The organism is Halomonas sp. SIMBA_159 (assembly GCF_046536035.1).
In the GTDB taxonomy this organism is placed as follows: Bacteria; Pseudomonadota; Gammaproteobacteria; order Pseudomonadales; family Halomonadaceae; genus Vreelandella; species Vreelandella venusta_A.
Genome location: NZ_JAWJBT010000012.1, coordinates 68920 through 94046 on the forward strand (window position 1 = coordinate 68920; position 25127 = coordinate 94046).

Below are 25127 nucleotides of genomic sequence, written 5' to 3' on the forward strand. Positions count from 1 at the left end.
TTAGCCTCTTCGTTGTTCAAAATCCGCCATAAAGGCGATTAAGGCATCTACTGCTTCTTCAGGCACCGCGTTATACAAGCTCGCACGCATACCACCCACGCTGCGATGACCTTTAAGGTTAAGCAGGCCTGCCTCGTCAGCTTCTTGTAAAAACGCGCTATCTAGCCGGTCATCTGCTAGCACAAACGGCACGTTCATGCGCGAGCGGTTAGCCACTGCAATCGGGTTGCTGTAGAAGTCGCTGGCATCAATCGCAGCGTACAGCTTGCGGGCTTTACGCTGATTCATGGCATCCATCGCGTCTAAGCCGCCGATATCATGCTTAAGCCATTGGAAGACCAAGCCGGACAGGTACCAAGCGTAGGTAGGCGGAGTGTTCACCATCGACCCAGCCTCAGCGAGCAGCTTGTAGTCGAACAGTGAAGGAATCGTGCTAGGCGCGTTGCCCAGCAGATCGTCACGTACCAAGACAATGGTGAGACCCGCCGGGCCAATATTTTTCTGAGCGCCCGCGTAGATCACACCAAAATCACTGACATCAATAGGGCCAGAGAGAATATTCGATGACATATCGCACACCAGCGGCACTGCGGTGCCATCGGCGCGGGCCACCTGGGGCGTGTAATCGAACTCCAACCCACCAATGGTCTCATTCGACGTGTAGTGCAAATAAGCCGCATCATCGCTGATTGACAGCGACGCTTCGTCGGGGACCGCTGTGTGGCCATTGGATTCACTGTTACCTGCCAAGTGGCAGGAGAAACCCAGCCGCTTCGCTTCGCTCAGTGCTTTTTTGCCCCAGATACCGGTCTGGATAAAGTTAGCGCTACCGCCCTGGCCCAACAAATTCATCGGCAGCATCGAGAACTGCATGCTGGCACCGCCCTGCAAGAAGAGCGCTTTGTAGTGATCAGGAATCGCCAGCAGCTCACGCAGGTCCGCTTCAGCACGCTCAGCAATCGCCACAAACTCATCGCTGCGGTGACTCATCTCCATGACCGACAAACCGCGGCCCTGGTAGTCAAGCAGTTCACTACGAGCACGTTCAAGGACAGCGCTTGGCAGGGCCGCTGGCCCTGCGCAAAAATTATAATGACGTGTCATCGGTTCCCGGTTCCTGTGCGCCATTGTCTGCATCGCCTGGCTCGCCCGCCTCTAAAACATCCAATTCCTCAGGCTCATCCACGCGAACGGTTTTGACCAATTTCTCTTCTTTACCTAAGCGAATCAGCATTACACCCTGCGTGTTGCGTGAGGTGGTCGAAACCTCCTCTACACGGGTGCGTACCAGCGTGCCACGGTCAGTGATCAGCATCATCTCATCACTGTCATAAATCTGCATGGCCGCCACTAGCGAACCGTTACGCTCGCTGGTCTGCATGGCAATAACGCCCTGACCACCGCGTCCGCGCAGCGGGAACTCTTCCAAACGGGTACGCTTACCGTAACCATTCTCGCTAGCCGTGAGGATGTAAATCTGCCCCTCACCCTGGGCTTGCTCCACCGCTTCTGCCTGGGCATCCACCTCAGCGTCGGCATCCGCTTCAGCATCAATCTGCTGGCTCTTCGGAATAATCAGGCTGATCACTTCCGCATTGCCTGCCAAGCGCATACCGCGTACGCCGCGAGCGGTACGGCCCATCGCGCGAACATTGCCCTCTTCAAAGCGGATTGCTTTGCCGTTAGAGGAGAGCAGCATGGCGTGATCGGAACCCGACGTAATGGCAGCACCGACCAAGCGGTCACCCTCTTCCAGGTCGATCGCAATCAGGCCAACGCTACGCGGGCGAGAGAACTGCTCAAGACTGGTACGTTTGACCGTACCATTCGCAGTGGCGAAGAAGATGTAATGTTCGGGGTCATAATCCCGTACCGGAAGAATGGCATTCACCGACTCGCCCTCTTCCAGCGGCAGCATGTTCACCAGCGGCTTACCACGGGAGCCACGGCTGGCATTGGGCATTTCATACACTTTCAGCCAGTACACTTTGCCGCGGTTAGAGAACAGCAGCACGGTGTCGTGGGTAGATGCCACGAGCAGGTGCTCAATCACATCCTCATCTTTCATGGCGGTGGCCGATTTGCCACGGCCGCCGCGGCGCTGGGCCTGGTAATCAGACAGCGGTTGAGTCTTCGCATAACCAGAGCGGGAGACGGTAACTACCATATCCTCTTCCGCAATCAGGTCTTCAATGGAGAGATCCAAGTGGCTGGCTTGAATTTCCGTGCGGCGGTCATTACCAAACTGGTCACGCACCGCGTGTAGCTCTTCACGGATAACTTCCATAAGACGATCTGCGGAAGCCAGAATCTCTGTGAATTCAGCGATCTTTTCGAGAATTGAGAGGTACTCATCAAGCAGCTTCTCAGTCTCAAGCCCGGTAAGGCGGTGCAGGCGCAGCTCTAGAATTGCCTGGGCCTGGGCCGGAGAGAGACGGTACTCGGTCGCCGATGGGTTAAGACCAAAGCCCTCATCCAGATCTTCAGGCTTGCAGGAGGTCGCGCCAGCACGCTCCAGCATCGCCGTCACTTGGCCCGGCTTCCACACTTTCGCCAGCAGCTTTTCACGTGCTTCAGCGGCGTTAGGCGAGGCCTTAATCAGCTCGATAACTTCATCGATGTTCGAGATCGCGACAGCTAGACCTTCAAGCAGATGGCCACGCTCACGCGCTTTCTTAAGTTCATACAGTGTACGCCGGGTCACCACTTCACGACGGTGACGAATAAACGCTTCCAGCATCTCTTTGAGGTTCAACGTGCGGGGCTGGCCGTTCTCCAGCGCCACCATGTTGATGCCGAATACGTTTTGCAGCTGCGTCTGAGCAAAGAGGTTATTCACCACGACTTCGCCGGACTCGCCGCGTTTGATCTCGATCACCACGCGCAGGCCGTCTTTATCAGACTCATCGCGCAGTTCCGCAATGCCTTCGATCTTTTTCTCTTTGACCAGCTCGGCGATTTTTTCAATCAGCCGCGCTTTGTTTACCTGATACGGAAGCTCAGTGATGATGATGTGATCACGGCCGGTTTTGTCGTGATGCTCAATGGTATGACAGGCACGCACGTAAATACGGCCACGTCCGGTGCGGTAAGCATCCAGAATACCCGCGCGGCCATTGATAATGCCGCCGGTGGGGAAATCAGGGCCAGGGATATATTGCATTAGGTCATCGACGGTTAACGTATAGTCGTCGATGAGCGCTAGGCAACCATCAATCACTTCCCGCATGTTGTGCGGTGGAATATTAGTGGCCATGCCCACAGCGATACCCGATGACCCGTTAATTAACAGGTTGGGAACCTTCGTGGGCAGCACTTCAGGAATACGCTCGGTGCCGTCGTAGTTATCGACCCAATCGACCGTATCTTTTTCTAAGTCAGCTAATAGTTCGTGGGCCAGGCGCGACATGCGCACCTCGGTATAACGCATGGCAGCAGCGTTATCACCATCGATGGAACCAAAGTTACCTTGACCATCGACCAGCACATGACGCATGGAAAAGTGCTGGGCCATACGTACGATGGTGTCATACACCGCACTGTCACCGTGCGGGTGGTACTTACCGATGACATCGCCGACGACACGCGCCGACTTCTTGTACGGTTTATTCCAGTCATTACCCAGTTCATGCATGGCAAACAGCACACGCCGGTGAACGGGTTTAAGGCCGTCACGCACATCAGGAAGCGCACGACCGATAATGACACTCATCGCATAGTCGAGGTACGACTGTTTGAGCTCGTCTTCAATATTGACGGGCAAGATTTCTCTGGCGATGTCACCCATGAAAGTCAGATCCTTTGCACTGCATTGGCACTGCGAGAGTTGAAAGCGCTTGAAAATGCCGCCTTTAGTAGTAAACAAAGACGGCGCGCAGATACATTGACATCATACCACCGCATACGCATCAAGGGCAGTCGGTGACACCGCCATTACTGTTTAGGCCGTAAATGCCTCCTTGGGTACTACCAGACCTAACAATACCTCTCGCACATCACCCTCAATGGCCGCCGCTTTGTTGGCCTGCATATCCAGCAGTACAAAGGTGAGATCTGCCTGAGCAACGAGCGTGCCGTCTTTGCGCACAATGCGGTGATGGCAAATGGCGCTGCGCTCGCCCACTTCCACGATGCCCGTCATTACCTGCAAATCGTCGCCCTGCACGGCAGCTGCGCGATAGTCGATATTTAAATTGACCACCACAAACGCACGACCAGCACTGTGCAGTTGCTTGATGAGCCGAGGATGCTCATCAAAAAACGCCCAGCGACCCTCCTCCATGAATTCTAAATAGCGCGCATTGTTAACGTGCCCATAGCCATCCAAGTGATAGCCACGCACCCGCATGCCAAACTGGGAAATCGATTCAGACATAGCAACCTCTTATTGAACACTTATAAAAATAGGCAAGGAATCGTTAATACCCAGCAAATCAAACACAAGTTTTAAACCAGTGCAACACCACGCCCTTACACCAAGGTGCTGGTAGGAAAGGCTTGGTTTCGACATAATGTGCCACCTTTTTCATAGGATCGGTGACATGTGGTTTAAGCACCTGCATTTATATCGCCTGCACGGCGCTCCCGAGCTAGATAGCCAGACCCTGGTCAACGCACTGGACGAGCACGCGGCCAAGCCGCTAGGCAATGCGGATGCACGCCGCTTAGGCTGGACAGCGCCTGCAGGGCGCATAAGCGGCGACCAGCGTCTGCATGAAATTCAGGGGCACCGTTTACTCTCTGCTTTACGCCAAGAGCGCTTATTACCTGCCTCTGTGGTCAAAGAAGAGGTCGACGAAAAAGTTGCCGACATCGAGGCAAGCGAAGGGCGCAAAGTCACTCGTAAAGAGAAGACAGCACTCAAAGAGCAGGTGACTGAAGAACTCTTGCCGCGCGCCTTTGTGCGCAGTCAGAAAATTGACTTGTGGTGGGATACAAAACGCCAGCTTATTGGTGTCAACGCCAGCTCCCGCACCCGAGCAGAAGATGTATTGGACCTGTTGCGCGAAACGTTAGGCAGCCTGAAAGCAACGCCGCTTAGCAGCCAGACATTGCCCATTCGCGCCATGACCACTTGGCTAGGCGACCCCGCTAGCCGCCCAAGCGATCTTCAGCTTGGCGATCAAGTGGAGTTAAAGGCAAAAGGCGACGATGGCGTGTTGCGCGCCCGGCAGGTGGATCTCGACAGCGATGAGATACAGCAGCTACTGGAAAGCGGACGCCAGGCCAGCAAGTTGGCGATTAGCTTAGAAGGTCGCCTAAGCTTTGTATTGCATGATGATTTAGCACTGAAGTCGCTGCGCTTTGGCGATGCGCTGATTGAAGAAGCTGATCATGCCGACGACGGCGACGATGCGCTAGCCCGCTTGGAAACCGACTTTATTTTGATGGCCCAAGCGCTCTCTGATGACGTTACTCGCCTGCTGGAATGGCTGGGTGGCGAAACGCAGCGGGAACCGACGGCACAGCAAGACGCCTAACGTTCAATATCTACCGCCGTCGCAACCAGACAGCAACCAGACAGCAACCAGACAGTAACCCGATCATTTTTGCTTATATCCAACGGATCGCATGACTCATCACAACAACGCACCCAACGCTGACACCACCAACGACCCATGGGCAGAGATTCGCCCTTATATGGATCATGAGGTGGCTGATGTTCTTGAACGGCTCTCCCGCGATAGCGAGCTGCTTGATGCGCTTACCCGTTTCAGACTCCCTCGCATGGCCAAATGGGCACCGCCTTTAGCGCGCGCCCTAGCAGGCCATGCCGTGCGCCGCGAAGTAAAGGGTGCTACCAGCGTACGTGAATTCCAAATGCGCATTGCCCGCTATATGGAGCGCATGATCCGTACTACCACGGATGCCTTTGAAGTTTCGGGGTTAGACAAACTCGACGACCATAGCGCCTATCTGTTTATCGGCAACCACCGCGATATCTCGCTGGACCCCGCTTTCGTTAATTACGCCCTCTATCATGCAGGCCGAGATACGGTGCGTATTGCCATTGGCGACAATTTGCTGAAAAAGCCCTATGTGACCGACCTAATGCGGCTTAACAAAAGCTTTATTGTGCCTCGGAGCGCGCGCGGAAAGCGGGCTATGTTGGCCGCTTATCAGCAGCTGTCGTCCTACATTCGCCACTCGATTACCGAAGATAATCACTCAATTTGGATGGCCCAGCGCGAAGGTCGTGCTAAAAACGGCATTGACCGTACCGACCCCGCCATTATCAAAATGCTCACGATGGCAAAACGCCACGCAGAGCGAGATATGGTGTTCGGCGATGCCATTGCCGAGCTGAAGCTCGTTCCCGTATCGATTAGCTACGAGTACGACCCCTGCGACTTGCAAAAAGCCCAGGAACTGCACGATATCGCCACCCAAGGTAGCTACGCCAAGAGTGAGTTTGAAGACATCCGCTCAATTGTGGCGGGCATCACCGGCTCTAAAGGCCGCGTTCAGCTAAAATTTGGTACGCCGGTGGGTGCTGACATGGCAACACCTGACGAAGTAGCGGCTGAAATTGACCGCCAAGTGATCGGCGGCTATCGCCTCTTTCCCAGCCACTATCTGGCGCTGGAAGCATTGGGCGAATCGCCGGAGTTAGTCGCTCGTAAATCTATTACCCGTCAAGATCGGGAGCGGTTTAAAGCACGGCTAGCAAGCGTTCCAGAAGCACTGCAACCCTATTGGTTAGAGCAGTATGCTAACCCGGTAAAACATAAAGCGGGGCGACTCAGCGTTTAGCCGCCAACATGCTGCTAGCTTGCGTGGGTAAGCGTCACGATCAGCGCATGCTCGCGGCTCGAAAAAGTGCTATGGTCAAGGCATTCATTGGTCTCGCTTGGTAGCGTCACCAAGCGCGGTCTTAAGGAGACTCTCTATGTCTGCAACAGAAATTCAAAAAACACGCATTATCAATGAGCTACGCGGCTTTATTCGTAAGCTTTTACAAGACCCAAAAATTTTAGAGCAGTCGCTGGCCATTGCCCGCGAGCAGCTCAATGAAGGCAGCAGTCCTGCCGTGATGGCGCGTATCGCCAACGAGATCTCTGATACCACCAGCGTACATATCCCAGAAGATCCTGCCGAGCACTCCGAGGCTGACAAATTATTTTTAGAGCTGCTGCGCGAAGTCGTGCAAGAAGAGCAGGCACTGTACTAGCTCTGCGGCATAGCTTCTGGCTATGTGTAAGCAACACATGACATTACCGGCGAAGCCCCTCCCCTTCGCCGTCTTTATTTGTACTGCCTAACCGGAATTTTCATTCGCCATGTCCAATACTGCCCCGCGCAACATACTGGTGACGAGCGCCCTTCCCTATGCAAATGGTGCGATTCATCTAGGCCACCTGCTTGAGTACATCCAAACGGATATCTGGGTACGCTTCCAAAAAAGCCGTGGCCAGCAGTGCTACTACGTGTGTGCCGACGATGCCCACGGCACCGCGATTATGCTGCGTGCCGAGCAGGAAGGCATTTCCCCAGAAGCATTGATTGAACGGGTTTCCCAAGACCACCAGGAAGATTTTGCCCGCTTTGGCGTGGGGTTCGATAACTATCACTCCACCCACTCGGATGAGAACCGCTACTTTAGCGAGCTGATCTACACTCGCCTGCGTGATAAAGGCCATATTGCCACCCGCGATATCGAGCAGATGTTCGACCCGCAGAAAGGGCTTTTTCTGGCGGATCGCTTTATCAAAGGCACCTGCCCAAAATGCCACGCGGACGACCAGTACGGCGACAACTGCGAAAAGTGCGGCGCCACCTATACACCTGCCGACCTGATCAATCCGGTCTCTGCTATTTCCGGCGCGACACCTGAGGTACGCAGCTCAACCCACTACTTCTTCAAACTGCCGGACTTCGCTGAGTTCCTACAGCAGTGGATCAACGATGGCCACGTACAGCCGCAGATCCGCAACAAGCTGATGGAGTGGTTTGAGTCGGGCTTTAACGAGTGGGATATTTCCCGCGATGCACCCTACTTTGGTTTTGAGATTCCCGATGCGCCGGGCAAATACTTCTATGTATGGCTAGACGCTCCTATCGGCTATCTCGCCAGCTTCAAAAATCTGTGCGAGCGCGACGGGATCGATTTCGATAGTTTCTGGAAAAAAGACTCAGACGCCGAGATCTACCATTTCATTGGTAAAGACATCGTCTATTTCCACGCTCTTTTCTGGCCCGCCATGCTCCACGGTGCCGACATGCGCACCCCCACAGCGGTCAACTGCCACGGCTTCCTAACCGTGGATGGCGCTAAGATGTCTAAATCTCGTGGCACCTTTATTAAAGCAGCCACCTACGCTGAGCACCTGAATCCTGAGTACCTGCGTTACTACTTTGCCGCCAAGCTCACCTCCAAGGTGGATGATCTTGATCTAAATCTTGAAGACTTCGCGGCCCGCGTCAATTCAGATCTCGTCGGCAAGGTCGTTAACATCGCCAGCCGCTGTGCCGGCTTTGTCAAAAAACTCGGCGGCGGCACCCTCTCTGAGCACTGTGCCGAGCCGCAGATGGTTGCCCGCTTTATCGCTGCCGGCGACGACATTGCCGCCGACTTTGAAGCACGCGAATTCAGCCGCGCGATGCGTAAAATTATGGAATTGGCCGATGAAGCCAATACCTATATCGCTGAAAAAGAGCCCTGGGCGCTGGCGAAGCAAGAGGGCCGCGACCAGGAGGTGCTGGAAATCTGTTCGGTGGGTATTAACTTATTCCGCCAGCTGATGGTTTATCTTGCGCCCGTGGTGCCCGCGATGGCCGAGCAGGCACGTGAGTTTATAAATGTTGACAGTCTCGATTGGGAAAGCCGTGGTAACGTGCTGGTCAATCACTCCATCAACAAGTTCAAACCGCTCATGACGCGCGTTGAGCGGGATAAAATTGATGCCATGATCGAGTCTTCTAAAGAGGATTTGGTCGAGGAGCAAAAGCTGAAAAATACGCCGAAAGGCCCGCTTGCGGATGAGCCTATCGCCGCCGAAATCAGCTTTGACGACTTTGCCAAGGTAGACCTGCGTATTGCCCGTATTGCCAAAGCGCAATATGTAGAGGGCGCTGACAAGCTGCTGCAGCTTACCCTGGACTTAGGCGGAGAAACCCGCAACGTCTTCTCTGGCATCCGCTCTGCCTACTCTCCAGAAGCACTGGAAGGTCGTTTAACGGTTATGGTCGCTAACTTAGCGCCGCGTAAAATGCGCTTTGGTGTATCGGAAGGCATGGTGTTGGCCTCCGCGAATAGCGAAGGTATTTACCTGCTTTCACCTGATTCAGGTGCCGAACCAGGTCAGCGGGTCACGTAACGCCGCCGTTCACGGACGAGAGGGGTAAGGCGAACAGCCTGCCCCTTTTGTGTTTTAAGCTACTTCTATTTAGATCCGTTAATGCTGAAGCATTAACGTCAACATGAGTTTGCTATATGCGCCAGCGCTTCTCTTTGTCATTGCGTTTTCGCTTCTTTGCCATATTGGGCGGATTATTGTTCGTCGCAATGATAGCGCTCGGCGTGATCAGCAAATGGCTAATTTTTCCAGCGTTACTGGCAGAAGAGCGCACCACTGTGCAGCGTGAACTGGACCGAGCGACGCGCAGCCTGATGCTCAATCAAGAAGGCTTACTTGCCCAAGCACGGGATTGGGCTCACTGGGATGATACCTATCGATTTATTGAGGGTAGTAACCCCGGCTACACTTACGTCAACTTTAGCCAACAGATGTTTGAAGACATGAACTACCACCTTATGGCATTTTTTACGCTGCAAGGTGACGTACATTTCTTGGCGGGGTTAGACCCAGCTACCGGGCGCTACCAAACCTGCACTGCCGCCGTTGACCGCTGTGCGTGGATGGCCCCCTGGGTCGAAACCATGCAATCGGCGATGGCTGAGCAAGTCGACCCGACGGCGCTGTATATCGAACAGTGGCCCGCATTGGTGGCGGCCAGCCAAATTCTACATACCGATGAGAGCGGTCCGCCCAACGGATGGCTGTTCAAAGTGCGTGCGATGGATAACGCTTGGCTCGAACGAATAGGCGAGTACACAGGACTTGCCATATCGCTCAACGTCAAGCCCTATGATGCCGTTAAGCCTACCGAGCTAGTGTTTGCAGGCGCTGACGTTAAAGCATCTCACCAATTTCCAGCGTTCGGTACCGACGAGGCAGTGACGCTTGAGATCAAGTTAAACCGCGTTCAGTACCTCACAAGCCTCACCACCTTCCGCTATATCTTGCTTTGGACAGCCGGATTGATGCTGCTCTTCATTGGCATGGTACTTTTTCTGCTCGAGCGCATGGTACTAAAGCCACTGCGACAGCTAACCGCGCTTACCCAGTCGTCAGATCAGCACGAAGTTACTCACTATTTAACCCAGCGTAGAGATGAGATTGGCATCCTATCCCGAGCTTTTTTAGAGCAGCTCACCTGTCAACAGCAGCTCAATGCGGAATTACTCCAAATGTCGACCCATGACTCATTGACGGAGCTTCCCAACCGGCGGCTGTTCGATCAGCGCTTGGCATTTGCCGTAGACCAAGCCACCGAGGAAGATGAATCGTTGGCCGTCATGATGCTTGATATCGATCACTTCAAACTCTACAACGACTATTACGGCCATCAGAAAGGAGACGAGTGCTTACAGCAGGTGGCGACTGCTCTGCATGACGTAGCCAACCAGCATGATTTTCTTATTGCCCGTACCGGTGGAGAGGAGTTTAGCGCGCTGCTGCCATGCGTCACTCCAAAAGCGGCTACAGCGTTTGCCAAAGCGCTGATTGCAGCCGTCGACAAACTTCAGTTATCCCATGCAACATCGCCTGTCAGCGCCTTCGTTACCATTAGCGTGGGCATTGGTATGTTGAAAGATAGCGAAACATCGTTGCCAAGCGCGGTAATGGGCAGTGCTGACCAAGCACTGTACTTAGCCAAAGCCCAAGGGCGCCACCGTGTCGTGCTCTTCGAGCTCCCTCTAGCCAGCTGCCCTGTTTCTAAGCAAAATACGCCGTCATGAATGAACTCTTCGTTATTTTGGTCAGCACCGCGCTGGTCAACAATTTTGTATTGGTCCAATTTCTTGGGCTATGCCCGTTCATGGGTGTCTCGAACAAGCTTGAATCCGCGCTGGGCATGTCACTGGCGACCACGTTTGTCTTAACGCTAGCCTCTGCCGCTAGCTACGTGGTTTATCACGGCTTGCTGGTGCCCTTTGATATTACCTATCTGCGCACCATTAGTTTTATAGTCGTGATTGCCGCCGTTGTGCAGTTCACGGAAATTATGGTGCGCCAGCTCAGTCCGTTACTGCATCAGGTATTAGGCATTTTTCTACCACTGATTACCACCAACTGCGCCGTCCTCGGCGTGGCGCTGCTGTCGCTGAACCGAGAGCTGAGCTTTTTCCATACCACGCTGTATGGCCTGGGCGCTGCGTTAGGCTTTTCGCTGGTGCTTGTACTGTTTGCCGCCATGCGCGAACGCTTGGCCAGCGCAGATGTACCCAAGCCCTTTCGCGGCGCCGCTATCGCCATGATTACCGCCAGCCTCATGTCGTTGGCATTTCTCGGATTTTCCGGACTGGTACAGGGGTAACGGCCATGAGCGATTCATTTTCATGGTGGGGCGTGCTTAGCGCCGTCGGCGTACTCACCGGCCTGGGCATCACCTTTGGCGCGCTACTCGGCATGGCGAGCGCGCGCTTTAAAGGTGAAGAGAACCCGCTGGTTGAGAAAATTGATGCGCTGCTGCCACAAACCCAATGTGGCCAATGCGGCTATCCCGGCTGCCGCCCCTACGCTGAAGCGATCAATCAGGGCGACGCCATCAATAAATGCCCTCCCGGCGGTGAGGCTACCATTCTCGCCCTAGCGGATATGCTCGGCCGCGACCCTGCCCCGCTAGATGGAGAAGCAGCCAGTGAAGATACCGTGGCGTATATCCGTGAAGCCGAGTGTATCGGCTGCACCAAGTGCATTCAGGCGTGCCCGGTAGATGCCATTATTGGCGCAGCCAAACAGATGCACACCGTAATCGAAGACGAGTGCACCGGTTGCGACCTCTGCGTGGCCCCCTGCCCGGTGGACTGCATCGACATGCTGCCCAGACGCAAACCGCTGACACAGTGGGAGCCCATTGTGAGCGACCGCCAGCCATTAAGGAGCGCGCATGCCGGCCTATGAATTTCCCGGCGGCATCTACCCGCCCGAACGTAAAGAGCGCTCCAATCAAGCGCCGCTGCGCACTGCGCCGCTGCCAAAGGTGGTCACGCTCCCGCTGTCGCAACATACCGGTAAAGCGGCGCTGCCCTGCGTCAACGTGGGCGATGAGGTCAAAACAGGCACACTAGTCGCCCGCCGAGATGGAATGGTCTCAGCCAACATGCACGCCAGTATCAGCGGCACCGTGATTGAGATAACCGACGGTGCGATCGTAGTTCAAGGCGATGGCGAAGATCGCTGGGCCACGCTGCCGCCGCTGGATTGGCGAACCGCAGAGCGCGACGCACTGCTGGAACGGCTTGATGACAGCGGGCTTATTGGGCTGGGTGGTGCGGGCTTTCCGACCTATATCAAAGCTCAAGTCAACGAACACCACGCCATTGATACGCTGGTGGTCAATGCCGCCGAGTGCGAGCCTTACATTACCGCCGATGACCTCACGCTTCGCCACTATGCGGCGGATGTGCTTGAAGGTGCACAACTACTTGCCCGCCTATGCGGAGCCGTACACATCATCGTCGGCATTGAAGATAACAAGCCTGAAGCTATTCAGGCGCTGCAAGCTCTCCTTAGGGTCAGTGCTGACAGCGAACCGCTCGCGAGCGTGACGCTGAAGGTTATCGAAACCCGCTACCCCAGCGGCGGAGAGCGCCAGCTCATTACAAAGCTGCTGAACCGTGAAGTACCTAGCGGTGGGCTACCGGCGGATACCGGGGTGCTATGCCACAACCCCGGTACGCTGCTGGCGGCATTGCAAGCGGTACGCGACGGACTACCGCTGGTCGCAAGGGTCGTTACCCTAACCGGTGATGCCATTACCCAGCCCGGCAACTACTGGGTTCGTGTAGGGACTTCGATAGATACGCTGCTGGCGCAGGTTGGCGTGGACGACGAGCAGTTGCATCAAGTCGTGGTCGGCGGGCCGATGATGGGAACGCCGCTTACGTCATTAGAGGCCCCCGTTACCAAAACGACCAACTGCCTGATTGCCGCGACAAAAGAGGAGCTGCCGCCAGCACCCGCAGAAGCCCCCTGCATTCGCTGCGGCGCTTGTGAAAGTGTGTGCCCTGCTCAACTGCTTCCCCAGCAGTTGCACTGGTACGCCCGTGCCGAAAACGATGCCGCCCTTGAAGCCCATCATCTGTTCGACTGCATTGAGTGCGGTGCCTGCAGCTACGTTTGCCCCAGCGCGATCCCTTTGGTGCAGGACTACCGCTCCTCCAAACAGCGTATTCGGCATAAACGCATCGAAACCGCCAAAGCGGAACACGCCAAGCACCGCTTTGAGTTCCGCCAAGCGCGGCTGGCCCGGGAAGAAGCGGAGAAGAAGGCGCGCCGTCAGGCACGGCTCGCCCAGCAGCAGTCCGCTTCCAGCGACGCTACGGGCACTCAAGCTGCTCCCGTGGCAGACCTTCGCAGCCTGCGCATCGCTCAAACGGCCGCCAAAGCCGCCGTGCGAAAAGCGGAGAAAGTGCTGGCACGGGCCGCCGCTCAAGACCCGCAGCAGCGCCACGACGATTTGGAGACTCAGCTCGCCACTGCCCAAGAGAATCTAAAAGCGGCAGAGGCACGATTGGCCGAAGCTCGCGCCGCCAGTGAACAGAAGGAAGCGCCATGAGCATGATGCACGCCCCCCAGTTAGGTAAGGCGCCCTCAACGGCCCATGTGATGCGCTGGGTCATCGCCGCCACGCTTCCGGGCCTTGCGGTGATGACGCTCTATTTTGGGCTAGGGGTACTCAGCAACGTACTGATCGCGGCGCTTTGGGCCGTCGCCGCTGAAGCGCTCATTCTGCGCCTGCGACACCGCCCCGTTTGGCCGACGCTCAACGACTCCAGCGCCCTGCTCACTGGCGTGTTGCTAGGCGCCTCGTTGCCACCTGCGAGCCCATGGTGGCTAATTGGCGTTGGGGTGATCGCCGCCGTCGTCGTCGCGAAGCAGCTCTATGGCGGCTTGGGCCACAATCCGTTCAACCCTGCGATGGTGGGCTATGCACTGCTGCTGGTGTCGTTTCCCACCCATATGACGCTCTGGGCACCGCCCCAACCGCTTTGGCCCGATTCACTATGGCCACAAATCTTGGGTACCGTTCCCGTGTCCGCGCTGGATGCACTAAGCGGTGCCACACCTTTAGATGCCTTCAAACACAAAGGTGAAGCGGTCATGGCCAGTGAGTTTTGGACATCGTCGCCGCTTCCTGAAGGTACGCTAGCTGCTTGGCGCAATATCGCACTGGCATGGCTGGCAGGAGGCGTGGTGTTGATCGTCAAACGACTGATCAGCTGGCATATTCCGGTCGCTATGCTGGGCAGCATGACGCTGCTCTCAGCGCTGTTTTATGCCAGCGACACTAGCCACTTTGCCTCACCCCTGTTTCATCTGCTTACCGGGGCGACGCTGTTTGGTGCCTTCTTTATTGCCACCGACCCGGTCTCGGCGGCCACCAGCCGCCGGGGGAAGCTGTTATACGGTGCGGGCATTGGCGTGCTGGTCATCCTGATTCGTAATTTAGGCGGCTACCCGGATGCCGTCGCCTTTGCCGTGCTGCTGATGAATCTCTGCGTGCCGCTGCTGGACATATACAGCGTGCCACGCCCGGTCGGTCAAGCTACCGCTCGGCCTGATGAGAGGAAGAGCGCACCATGACCACTCAACACGCCATGCTGCGTGGCGCGCTGGCCCTTGGCCTGTTTGCCCTGGTAACCGCCGGCAGCGTCGCCCTCACCCGCGCCGTGACCGCCGAGCGCATTGCCGCGCACCAGCTTGCCTATCAGCATCGTCAGTTGCAGGAGGTGTTGCCCGCCTCACTAGCCTCGGTGCCGGTTCAAACCGTGTTGGAGAGCGCGTTTTCGCTACCCGACCCAGCGCCGTTGGGGCACCGCACTCCTCAAGAGGGTTGGCGGGTACAGCAAGGTAGCGAAGCCGCCACCATTCTGCCGGTCGTGACACGCCAAGGGTATAACGGTGACATTCGCTTGCTAGTGGCTATCAACCAAAGCGGGCAACTCACCGGGGTGCGGGTGACTCACCACCAAGAGACGCCAGGGCTTGGCGATGATATCGAGAGGTCACTCAGCGACTGGATCACGTCATTCAACGGCCTAAGCCTTGAGAGCCTGCCCCCAAGCGGCTGGGCGGTGAGCAAAGAGGGCGGCGAATTCGATAGTTTTACCGGCGCAACGATTACCCCACGGGCCGTCATTAACGCCGTTCATGAGGCGCTGCGCTACTATCAGCGCGAACTCGCTCAGCAGGAGCCCACGCCATGAGCCAGTGGACACAGCTTGCCCGAGAAGGGCTTTGGACGAATAACCCGGCATTGGTGCAGCTACTGGGGCTTTGCCCACTGCTGGCCGTCAGCGCCACGGTGGTGAATGCGCTAGGCTTGGCGCTGGCCACACTGCTGGTCTTGGTAGGCGCCAGCACAACGATCTCACTGATTCGCCATCAGGTGCCTAGCGCCGTGCGGCTCCCCGCGTTTGTGATGGTGATTGCCGCCTTTGTGACCTGCGCTGAGTTGCTCATGGCCGCGTTCGCCTACTCGCTTTACCAAATATTGGGCATTTTCATCCCGCTCATCGTGACTAACTGCGCCATTTTGGGCCGGGCAGATGCGTTTGCCTCCCGCCAGCCCGTGCTGCCCGCGGCAATCGATGGGCTGATGATGGGGCTGGGCTTTGGTGCGGTATTAGTGCTGATGGGCGCGATCCGCGAGCTGGTGGGCCAAGGGACGCTGTTTAGCGACATGGCGCTGCTGTTTGGGCCGGTTGCCGCTCACTGGCAGATCACCCTGGCGGCGGATTACCAGTTTCTCTTTTTCATCCTGCCCCCCGGCGCGTTCTTCGTTGCAGGGCTTTTGATCGCGCTGAAAAACGTGCTGGATCAGCGTCGCGCCGCCCGCGCTCAGCCCGTCAACGTCGCACCGCGAGCTGAGCGCCGTGTGCGGGTAACCGGCACCATTCAATAACCAAGAGAACACGCCATGAATGCTCAAAAGCGTCATGAGATATTTGCGCGCCTCCAGGCGGAAAACCCACACCCCACTACCGAGCTCAACTGGAGCACGCCTTTTGAGCTATTGGCAGCGGTACTGCTCTCCGCCCAAGCAACGGATGTGGGCGTGAATAAAGCCACGGCCAAGCTTTATCCGGTCGCGAATACTCCTGAGGCGATCATTGAGCTGGGTATTGATGGCCTAAAGCAGCACATTAAAACCATTGGCCTGTTTAACACCAAGGCAGAGAATTTGATGAAAACCTGCCATCTGCTGGTCAATCAGCACGGCGGCGAGGTTCCCAACACCCGTCAAGCCTTGGAAGCGCTGCCCGGTGTCGGGCGTAAAACCGCCAATGTGATTTTAAACACCGCCTTTGGTCAGCCCACTATCGCGGTGGATACACATATTTTTCGCGTTTCGAACCGTACCGGTATCGCCAAAGGTAAAGACGTGGTGGAAGTCGAGCAGAAGCTGTTGCGCCACGTTCCCAGCGCCTTTAAACAAGATGCCCACCACTGGCTGATTTTACACGGGCGCTACACCTGCATTGCGCGCAAACCCCGCTGCGGTAGCTGCATCATCGAAGATCTATGCGACTATAAAGAAAAAACCGAGCTTGCCTAACGGCACACCAACGCCAGGATCACTCTATGCCGAGCAGGTCATTAGCTGCCCCCTCCACCAGCAGCTGACGATACGTTTCTCGCCAACGCGGCCACTGCCATGGCTGAGTATCCAACTGCGCGGGCTGGCTAGCGGGGTCTAACAGCCACGCTTTCAAGCGCTGATAGAGCCCCTCTTGTGTGCCATCGTAGCGATATTGGGCAGGATAAAGTTCAGGAAAGCAGAGCCTATCCGGTACCAGCGGCGTGGCTCCTCGCTGGGCAGCCTCCATGATCGCCAGTCCCTGAAACTCATGCCAGGTGGTTGACACCACAATACCGCCACCGTTGAGCAGCGCGCGGTACTCGGCCTCCGGCTGCGGCCCCCAGCAGATAATATGCTCAGCCAGCCGCACCTGCGCCTCGGCAAATATCGGCGGCACGTCGCGAAACTGCTGGCCAAGCACCGCCAACTCAAAGGGCACCTGCTGCTCGCTTAGCTTGAACAGCACCGCGAAGAAGTCCTCCGGGTTTTTGTCATACTCCCAACGGTGATTCCAAATCAGCCGCTGCGGATTTGAGTTGCCAGCGGCGGTACAGGTAGCAGGCGCAATGGGCACAGGCACCACGCGAGCGCGTTGACGTAACCGTTCTAGCGGTTTAGCCGCCGGTAGATTTTCCGGCATTTTCTTTAAAAAACGCCGCGCACCGTCAAAAAAAGAGTCCCGGTTATAGGCCGTGTTGAACACCAGCACATCTGCCGCCAGTGCCGCATACAAGTTGACCATTTTGGCTTCTACCTGGGGCATCTGCTCGCTGGATTCGGGGTAGGCAAACTGATTTTCGTGAAAATAGACGATCTTTTTTGCTCGCCCCAGATGGGGAAACAGCCCCACAAAGGTGGCGATATCTACCATAGACGTTGCCAGCACTACATCGTAGGGCTGACTTAACCGCTCGTACTCTTTTAACCACCAGCTCAACGGATTGCCACGAATACGCCAGGAGAAGTGGCGAGGAGGCAAGCTTAGCAACGTCCAGGCTACCTCGTTCACTTCAGCCATTAAGCTGCTAGCCCAATAACGGTGGCTAACCGCTTCATAAGCCGATAACAATAAAACGCGCATCATCCTGTCTACCGGTGAAAGGTTCTCTTCATACACAGCATTCGGCCAAGGTCGTCTTGGCCGAATGCTGTACGCTACATACACTTAAACCATCGCTAGCAGTCGCAATGCTCATCTAACGCCGCTGAGGAGACCGTAATGGCCAACGTATTAGTGGTCGATGATGAACCCAATATCCTACTCTCCCTTGAGTTCCTCATGTCCCATGCCGGGCTGACGGTGACGACAGCGCCCGACGGCGAAACCGCGCTGCTGAGAATTGCCGATGCATCCCCTGACCTGTTGTTACTGGACATCAGCTTGCCAGGCATCAGTGGCTTTGAAGTGCTGGAGCAGCTGCGCCGCTCAGAGTCCGAACGGCACTTACCGGTGATTATGTTAACGGCTCATGGCCGTGAAGTAGAGCGGGAAAAAGGCTTCGCGCTGGGAGCAGATGACTACGTTACCAAGCCTTTCTCTACCCAGCAGCTTGTAGAGAGGGTCAAAGCCCTGTTAGCCGAGCGTGCACCATGACACGCAAGGGCCTTCCTAAACGCCAACGCTTGGTCGGCGTGTGGCTGCTGCTAAGCGGCGTTAGCTTAGTGGGGGGAGCGCTCTTTGCCGCTTGGTTAGATAGCCAGCTGGCACTTTCAGGCGTGGCGCGTGGGGCTCTATGGCTAGGCAGTTTTTCAGGCGGCATCACGCTTTTTTTAATGGGCCTACTGCTAGAACGCATGCTATTTACACCCCTTCGACATCTGCAAGCGCAGCTGGCACGCTGGGTAGCCAACCCAGATGCCCAAGACGAACACACCGCAGAGGGCTGGTTAAAAGGGCTTGGCCCAGACCTGCGCCGCGTCAGCCACAGCTGGCGCGCCGACCGCTCACGACTCGCCACCGCCCATGCAGAAGGAGCGCGTAGCGCATCGCGTATACGCCAAGAGCTTGAAACGCTGCTGCAGGTGCTTGAAACACCGCTGTTACTTTGCGACCGGCACCGGCGGGTGATGTTGTTTAACCAGGCTGCCGAAAACTTCTTTGCGGGTAATACCGGTCTGGGGCTTGGTAAACGTTTGGATGCCCTGCTCCCGACAGCTACCCTTGCCAACGCCATGGCACAACTACCCGACGACGGCTCACCTCGGGAAATGCTCGCCCCCTGTGACCAGCGCTGGTTAAAGGTTGTCATTCGCCGGGTGCCCGGCAGTGAACGCGAAACGCTGGTGACCTGTAGCGATGCAACCACCACCTGGAATAACGAAATGGGCGTGCGGGCCGAACTTAATCATCTATTGCCGCCACTTCGCCAGCACTCCGCCAGCTTAAGCAGCGCCGCTGATGCGCTGCGTCAAATTCCCTCCTCAGAAACGTCGCTTGAGCTACGAGCACGTTTAGAGCAAGTGGTGCACAATGAGAGCCAAGCATTAAACAAGCACGTCGCGGAGATTGGCTCGCTGCTGGACGATCTTCAGTACCACGGCGAACGTTTAAGACCCATTTGGTCCAACGATTTTTGGCAATCGCTAGATGAGCGCCTTGATCCTGCCCATCGCTTAATCACCCCTATCGGCGTGCCCGCTTGGTTTAAAGGCGACGCCCCCGCGCTGATTGAGCTATTCCACTCTCTGGTGGATCACCTGCGCTGCCACTTGCCCAGCAGCGGTTTTGAAGGTGAGGTTACGCTCAACCCAAAACGCGCTTACGTTGACTTGATTTGGCAAGGCTCCCCCATCCCCGAAGGCGAGCTGACCGTTTGGCGCGAGCACCCGCTGACCACGCTACCGCTTAGCCCCTCAGTCGCGGATATTCTGCGCCAGCACGCCACCGATATATGGAGTGTTGCTGATACGGATAAACGCCACGCCCGACTGAGATTACCGCTCCCAACCATCGCACAAGCCCAAGCGCCTCGGGAGCTTGCCCCGCCACGACCGGAATTCCATGACTTTGGCATCGCACAGCTCCCCGCGCCTGACGAGGCTCTGGCTAGCAGAGCTCTACGCTGCCTAGATATCGTGGCGTTTGATACGGAGACCACTGGCCTTGAGCTGCGCCGAGGAGACACGGTGATTAGCCTGGGCGCCTGCCGGATCGTCAATGGCCGTTTACTGGCGAATGATGCGTTTGATCACTTCGTGGACCCGAAGCGCGCCATTCCTGCCGCCAGTACGGTGATTCACGGCATTACCGATGCGGATGTCGCGGGCGCTGCCCCCCTTGAAACAGTGCTTGACCTGTTTCGTGATTACGTCGGTGAGGCCGTACTGCTCGCCCATAATGCGGCTTTCGATATGCTGGCCATTAGCAACCATGGCGTTGCCTTTGATATTCCCGTTTTAGACACACTGCTTATTTCAAAAGCGCTTGATGAAGCATTGGATGGCCACGATTTAGACACCCTTGCCAAACGGTACGACCTCCACTTTCCACCGGGCACTCGCCACACGGCGTTAGGTGATGCCCGCGTCACCGCAGAGCTATGGCTAGCACTGCTGCCACGGCTCGAGGCCCGAGGCATTGATACGCTGGAAGAGCTGCTTGCCCTGCAGGCAAATGCCTTTGATAAAGAGGATGCCAGCGCGCCATGACCCCCTTCAGCGCTCCTTCCCGCAGGCGTGAACGGCTCATCGCGCTGGCCCTGCTGGCACTATTTATGTTTTGCCCACCGATGCTACTTATTGTTGATCGTTTACCGGGCCTGCTGGGTTGGCTACCGCTCTACCTATTTGTCGTTTGGGGAGCGCTCATTGGATTCACCGCTTGGCTGGTTGAGCCCCCCAAGGAACCATGACCATGCGCGGCGATTGGGTAGTGATTGGTACCGCCTTTTGCTATTTGGCCCTGCTCTTTATGGTCGCCGCCTGGGGAGACCGCCGCGCCGAACAGGGCCGCTCGCTGATTGGCTCGCCTACGGTCTATGCCCTCTCTATCGCAGTTTACTGTACTGCCTGGACGTTTTACGGCAGCGTTGGCCGCGCAGCACAGTACGGCCCTAGCTTCCTACTGATTTACCTGGGGCCGACACTGGCGATGCTGTTAGCCCCTTTTACACTACGCAAAATGGTACGCATTGCCGCACAGCAGCGCATTACATCGATTGCCGACTTTATCAGCGCCCGCTACGGCAAAAGCTCCCGTTTAGGGGCACTCGTGGCCATCATGGCGCTCATCACCATCACCCCTTATATCGCGCTTCAGCTAAAAGCCATCACGGTGAGTCATGCGGTGCTGATGAACTACCCGCTGGGTGCCGATATCACGCTAGAGAACGAACGCTTCTGGATGGACCGCTCTTTTTGGATAGCGATGGTGCTGGCGGTGTTTATTATTCTTTTTGGCACCCGTCACTTAGATGCCAGCGAGCGCCACGAAGGGATGGTGGCTGCCATTGCCGTAGAGTCCTTGGTGAAACTGATCGCCTTTCTGGCAGTGGGTGTATTTGTCACGTTTATCCTGTTTGCAGGGCCAAGCGCCCTCTTGGCCGAAGTCGCTGCTACGCCAGCATTAATCAATAGTATGCGCCTAGAAAACGTACCTGGCGGCGCAACGGGTTGGGTGGGTATGCTGCTGCTGGCATTTCTGGCTTTCTTTACGCTACCCCGACAGTTCCAGGTTTTAGTGGTTGAGAATGTTGACGAGCAACACCTCCATCGCGCCAGCTGGCTATTCCCGCTCTATTTGCTGTTGATTAACCTGTTTGTCATCCCGATTGCCTTAGCCGGGCTGCTACTTGGCGAGGGCGATCCCGATAGCTTCGTGCTCACGCTGCCCCTCTCTGCAGGGCTAGAAGGCCTGCCGCTGTTAGTCTTTATCGGTGGTCTCTCAGCCGCCACTGGCATGGTCATTGTCGAGACGATTGCCCTTTCTACCATGGTCAGCAATCAGCTCATTATGCCTCTGCTGCTGAAGGTAAAACGCCTTTACATTGGGCGCCATGGCCGGCTTGCCGACTGGCTGCTCAACATTCGGCGCATCGCCATTTTGCTGATTCTACTCATGGGCTATCTCTACCATGCGCTGATCGGCGACAGCTATAGCTTAGTGACCATTGGCCTGGTCTCTTTTGCGGGAGTGGCCCAGTTTGCCCCTGCACTGCTTATCGGGCTGTACTGGCGCGGGGCAACGCGCCAGGGAGCAACGTTAGGGCTGCTCGCTGGATTTTTTATCTGGTTCTATACGCTGCTGCTGCCAGGGTTTGCACAGTCGGGCTGGCTAGAAGAGACGTTAATCACCCAAGGCCCTTGGGAAATCAGCTGGCTATCACCCTACGCCCTAATGGGGCTAAGCGGATGGGATATTTATACGCATTCACTGTTTTGGAGCATGTTAGCCAACGTGGGGTTACTAATAGGTGTCTCGCTGTTTACTCGCCCCACGCCCCTGGAGCAAACCCAAGCAACGCTGTTTACCGAAGCAATGCACCCTCATCTGCCCACGACTTCCCAGCTACAGGGCCAAACCACCGAAGGTGCCCTCTACGCGCTCTTAGTTCGTTACTTGGGTCATGGTGCCACGCTAAGGGTGTTTAAAGCGTCCCACACCCCGCTAAAGGATGCTGAAGCCCGCCATCGACCTGCTTCTGGCGAGCTGATTACCCGGGCAGAACAAGCATTATCAGGATCATTGGGCAGCGCGTCAGCCAGCGTGTTAATCCATTCAGTCCTGCGTGGTGAAGCGCTCGATGTAGAGTCAGTGCTGACCATTCTGGATACGACCTCCCAAGCATTGGAGTACAACCGCCGCCTGGAACAAAAATCTCAGGAATTAGCGAAAGTCGGTGAAGAACTCCGCAGTGCTAATGAGCGCCTGCGAGAAGTCGACCGCATGAAAGATGAGTTTGTCGCCATGGTGAGCCACGAACTGCGCACACCGCTTACTTCTATTCGCTCATTTGCCGAAATACTGCGTGATACACCCGATATTGAAGACGAAAAACGCCAACACTTTCTGGGTATTATGGTGTTGGAAAGCCAGCGCCTGTCCCGGCTGATTGATGAAATACTCGATTTAGCGCGCCTGGAAAGCGGCCGACTATCGCTGAAGCCCGTGCCTGTCGATCTAACGCAAGTCGCCCAACGTAGCAGCGAAGCGCTGGCGCGTTTACATGACGAGCAAGGGCTACTATTTGAATTACACGCAGAGGCGTCTCCGGCCATGGTGTTGGCCGACCCCGACCGTTTAGAGCAGGTCATCATCAACTTGTTAGAAAATGCCCGCAAATTTGCCGACCCCCATCAACCCAAGATAAAAATGCGTATTTATGCCCATAACGGCGTTTTCCGACTCAGCGTTGAAGATAACGGCCCAGGCATTCCTACCACTGAACGTGAAAACGTATTTGAAAAGTTTTATCAGTTAAAACTAAAAGAGGGCCCAACAATACAGGGAAGACCAAAAGGCAGCGGCTTAGGATTGCCCATTAGTCGCGCCATTATCCATCACCTAGGCGGAAAGCTCTGGGCAGAAACATCGTCACTTGGCGGAACGGCCATACAGCTTGAACTACCAGGCCACACCGTTTAAATAATTAATTGTGCCATTCAACGCATTGTGACCCAATGTAACTAGCGTAAGCGCGAGCTTTTACGCTATTCTTCGCGACCTCGCACGTTTTACCCCCTGACAGTCGGAGCAGCGGCACTATGCATGGGTCAGCGCAACAAGAGACGAGTACCGGTCATTACACGATCGCCATTCAGCCCATTGTTAACGCACAGCTGCAGCACGTAGCAGATGAATTGCTTTATCGCGGTGATATGACTGCCACTGATGCTTACGTCTTTGATGACGTTCAAGCCACCGCACGGGCCTGTGCCGTCGCTATTTATGAAATAGGCTTAGATAAACTCTGCGGCCAACGTCAGCTATTTATTAATGCTTCCAGTGAGTGGTTACTGAACCCCGATTTAAGCGGCTTGCCGGCTGACCAGATTGTCATTGAAATATTAGAAGATACTCAGGTGAATGAGCCACTATTAGCGGCTTTAAGACGATTAAAGGCACAAGGTTATACATTAGCGCTTGATGACTTTGAGCCCAACGCAGCTAATAGCGCACTGCTAAGCATGGCTGATATCATTAAATTTGATATTTCAACGGGATTACCCATCGAGCTTATTAAACGCCTTTATCGAGATGGCTACACCCTGCTGGCAGAGCGTGTGGAAACGTACGATGAGTTTGAGCAGTGCAAAGCACTGGGCTTTAGCCTATTTCAAGGCTATTTTTATCAACGCCCCCAGGTGCAAGTGACGACGACTCAACGCCACAGCACTTCTCGCGCCAACCAAATGCAGCTACTGGCTCAACTCTATAGCGATAAAGTGCGCTTACCCGCATTAAGTACGCTTATTGCACGAGACCCTTATCTGTTAAATGCCGTATTTAAACGCGCAAACTCTGCTGAGAAAGCCTCTCAGCGCCCTGCTTATAAGCTCCTGGACTGCATCCATATCATTGGCTTAAGAGAGCTGCGTACGCTGGTCTCCATTGTCATGCTGGCGGGCAATAATCCGGCTAGTAAGATCAACTTGATCAATGGCTTAACGCGCGCCTTCGGCTGTGAAGCGCTAGCTGAGCAACGAGGGTTGGATGAGGAAGAAGGGTTTATTACTGGGCTGTTTTCGCATATGCCAGTGATTTTAGGCGTTGACTTAGAAGCCATGCTTCAGGAGCTGCCTCTCAGTAATGCGGTATGCCAAGCACTGACGCAACGAACAGGCCCGTTAGGAAAGCTGCTAACCGATATTGAGGAGTGTGGACAAGGCGACGTCAACAAAAGCGTGCCTGCAGAACTGATGCTGCAGGCCGCCGCTGATGCACGCTCCTTGATGGATGCTCACATCAGCTAGGAGCAGTGCCACTTTCTCGGCGAGGATCGGGCTCAAACATGCTGTCGCCCACCTCGTCGATATAGCGCTGTGCTTTAGAAACCATCAACGCATCGCAGGCTTCGCGCCCTGGCAACATGTCTGAACGCTCAAATCGATGCTCTTGCGCACCACCTTGGCTATCGGGTTTGCGTATCCAGCCGCTAACGCGGTATTGGCCGCTCTGATTGTCAGGCTGAGAAATAATCACATACTCTTTATACTCAACCGGGTCAGCAGCCTTGGTTCCACCACTTGCCTCTCCGCTGCCCTGTGAGCCAAATAAGCCTGCAAGCAACTTTTTAAACATAATGGCTCCTGTTACG

22 protein-coding genes are annotated in these 25127 nt (G+C 55.6%); 17 read left to right on the forward strand and 5 right to left on the reverse strand.

The genetic code is table 11. The features are described from left to right. The 3 genes from serC to R0J87_RS09595 form a co-directional block, all read right to left on the reverse strand. Complete coding sequence (gene serC, locus R0J87_RS09585; protein WP_498885822.1) at positions 1–1104, reverse strand: 3-phosphoserine/phosphohydroxythreonine transaminase; 1104 nt, start codon at positions 1102–1104, stop codon at positions 1–3. Then, a complete protein-coding gene (gyrA, locus tag R0J87_RS09590; RefSeq protein ID WP_498885824.1) occupies positions 1088–3787 on the reverse strand; it encodes a DNA gyrase subunit A in 2700 nt (899 codons plus the stop codon). Before gyrA ends, serC begins: the two co-directional genes overlap by 17 nt. Positions 3788–3940: 153 nt before the next feature. Beyond that, positions 3941–4375 carry an acyl-CoA thioesterase gene (locus R0J87_RS09595; protein ID WP_404463000.1) on the reverse strand — a complete coding sequence of 145 codons (435 nt, stop codon included), beginning with the start codon at positions 4373–4375 and terminating at the stop codon, positions 3941–3943. A gap of 166 nt (positions 4376–4541) precedes the next feature. Between R0J87_RS09595 and R0J87_RS09600 the strand changes: the two genes are divergently transcribed. The 12 genes from R0J87_RS09600 to nth all read left to right on the forward strand — a co-directional run bounded on the left by R0J87_RS09600 (position 4542) and on the right by nth (position 16848). Continuing rightward, a complete protein-coding gene (locus tag R0J87_RS09600) occupies positions 4542–5480 on the forward strand; it encodes a recombination-associated protein RdgC (RefSeq protein ID WP_498885826.1) in 939 nt (312 codons plus the stop codon). 91 nt (positions 5481–5571) lie between these two features. Next, positions 5572–6753, forward strand: a complete 1182-nt coding sequence (locus R0J87_RS09605) for a 1-acyl-sn-glycerol-3-phosphate acyltransferase (RefSeq protein WP_498885828.1) — start codon at positions 5572–5574, stop codon at positions 6751–6753. Between the two features lie 136 nt (positions 6754–6889). Further along, positions 6890–7171 (forward strand): hypothetical protein, encoded by a 282-nt coding sequence (locus R0J87_RS09610; protein ID WP_311063992.1) that lies wholly within the window; start codon positions 6890–6892, stop codon positions 7169–7171. Positions 7172–7280: 109 nt separating this feature from the next. Then, complete coding sequence (gene metG / locus R0J87_RS09615; protein ID WP_404341724.1) at positions 7281–9317, forward strand: methionine--tRNA ligase; 2037 nt, start codon at positions 7281–7283, stop codon at positions 9315–9317. Positions 9318–9433: 116 nt separating this feature from the next. Next, positions 9434–11023 carry a sensor domain-containing diguanylate cyclase gene (locus tag R0J87_RS09620; RefSeq protein ID WP_498885830.1) on the forward strand — a complete coding sequence of 530 codons (1590 nt, stop codon included), beginning with the start codon at positions 9434–9436 and terminating at the stop codon, positions 11021–11023. Beyond that, complete coding sequence (gene rsxA / locus R0J87_RS09625) at positions 11020–11601, forward strand: electron transport complex subunit RsxA (RefSeq protein WP_404463004.1); 582 nt, start codon at positions 11020–11022, stop codon at positions 11599–11601. The genes R0J87_RS09620 and rsxA overlap by 4 nt, the downstream gene beginning before the upstream one ends. A gap of 5 nt (positions 11602–11606) precedes the next feature. Then, complete coding sequence (gene rsxB / locus R0J87_RS09630) at positions 11607–12188, forward strand: electron transport complex subunit RsxB (protein ID WP_044627978.1); 582 nt, start codon at positions 11607–11609, stop codon at positions 12186–12188. Next, positions 12175–13845, forward strand: coding sequence for an electron transport complex subunit RsxC (gene rsxC, locus R0J87_RS09635; protein WP_498885833.1), 1671 nt, complete (start codon positions 12175–12177; stop codon positions 13843–13845). Before rsxB ends, rsxC begins: the two co-directional genes overlap by 14 nt. Then, positions 13842–14873: an RnfABCDGE type electron transport complex subunit D gene (locus R0J87_RS09640; protein ID WP_498885835.1), complete on the forward strand. Its 1032-nt coding sequence runs from the start codon at positions 13842–13844 to the stop codon at positions 14871–14873. The genes rsxC and R0J87_RS09640 overlap by 4 nt, the downstream gene beginning before the upstream one ends. Further along, positions 14870–15496 (forward strand): electron transport complex subunit RsxG, encoded by a 627-nt coding sequence (gene rsxG / locus R0J87_RS09645; protein WP_498885837.1) that lies wholly within the window; start codon positions 14870–14872, stop codon positions 15494–15496. The genes R0J87_RS09640 and rsxG overlap by 4 nt, the downstream gene beginning before the upstream one ends. Then, the gene (locus R0J87_RS09650) at positions 15493–16194 is read left to right on the forward strand and encodes an electron transport complex subunit E (protein ID WP_498885839.1); all 702 of its coding nucleotides are present in this window, start codon (positions 15493–15495) and stop codon (positions 16192–16194) included. The genes rsxG and R0J87_RS09650 overlap by 4 nt, the downstream gene beginning before the upstream one ends. Before the next feature lie 15 nt (positions 16195–16209). Further along, positions 16210–16848, forward strand: a complete 639-nt coding sequence (nth, locus tag R0J87_RS09655; protein ID WP_083023859.1) for an endonuclease III — start codon at positions 16210–16212, stop codon at positions 16846–16848. Between the two features lie 19 nt (positions 16849–16867). On the opposite strand, the gene R0J87_RS09660 is transcribed toward nth, so the two are convergent. Next, a complete protein-coding gene (locus tag R0J87_RS09660) occupies positions 16868–17953 on the reverse strand; it encodes a tRNA-queuosine alpha-mannosyltransferase domain-containing protein (RefSeq protein ID WP_498885880.1) in 1086 nt (361 codons plus the stop codon). Positions 17954–18091: 138 nt separating this feature from the next. Between R0J87_RS09660 and R0J87_RS09665 the strand changes: the two genes are divergently transcribed. The 5 genes from R0J87_RS09665 to R0J87_RS09685 all read left to right on the forward strand — a co-directional run bounded on the left by R0J87_RS09665 (position 18092) and on the right by R0J87_RS09685 (position 24783). Beyond that, on the forward strand, positions 18092–18466 hold the full coding sequence (locus R0J87_RS09665) for a response regulator transcription factor (RefSeq protein ID WP_498885841.1): 375 nt from the start codon (positions 18092–18094) through the stop codon (positions 18464–18466). Further along, complete coding sequence (locus R0J87_RS09670; protein ID WP_498885842.1) at positions 18463–20520, forward strand: 3'-5' exonuclease; 2058 nt, start codon at positions 18463–18465, stop codon at positions 20518–20520. Before R0J87_RS09665 ends, R0J87_RS09670 begins: the two co-directional genes overlap by 4 nt. After that, on the forward strand, positions 20517–20723 hold the full coding sequence (locus R0J87_RS09675) for a hypothetical protein (RefSeq protein ID WP_289134081.1): 207 nt from the start codon (positions 20517–20519) through the stop codon (positions 20721–20723). The genes R0J87_RS09670 and R0J87_RS09675 overlap by 4 nt, the downstream gene beginning before the upstream one ends. Positions 20724–20725: 2 nt before the next feature. Next, positions 20726–23455: an ATP-binding protein gene (locus R0J87_RS09680; RefSeq protein ID WP_498885844.1), complete on the forward strand. Its 2730-nt coding sequence runs from the start codon at positions 20726–20728 to the stop codon at positions 23453–23455. A gap of 119 nt (positions 23456–23574) precedes the next feature. Next, positions 23575–24783, forward strand: coding sequence for an EAL and HDOD domain-containing protein (locus tag R0J87_RS09685; protein ID WP_498885845.1), 1209 nt, complete (start codon positions 23575–23577; stop codon positions 24781–24783). Here the strand turns inward: R0J87_RS09685 and R0J87_RS09690 are convergent. Continuing rightward, positions 24776–25111: an HlyU family transcriptional regulator gene (locus R0J87_RS09690; RefSeq protein ID WP_404463017.1), complete on the reverse strand. Its 336-nt coding sequence runs from the start codon at positions 25109–25111 to the stop codon at positions 24776–24778. The genes R0J87_RS09685 and R0J87_RS09690 overlap by 8 nt on opposite strands. Positions 25112–25127: the final 16 nt, after the last annotated feature.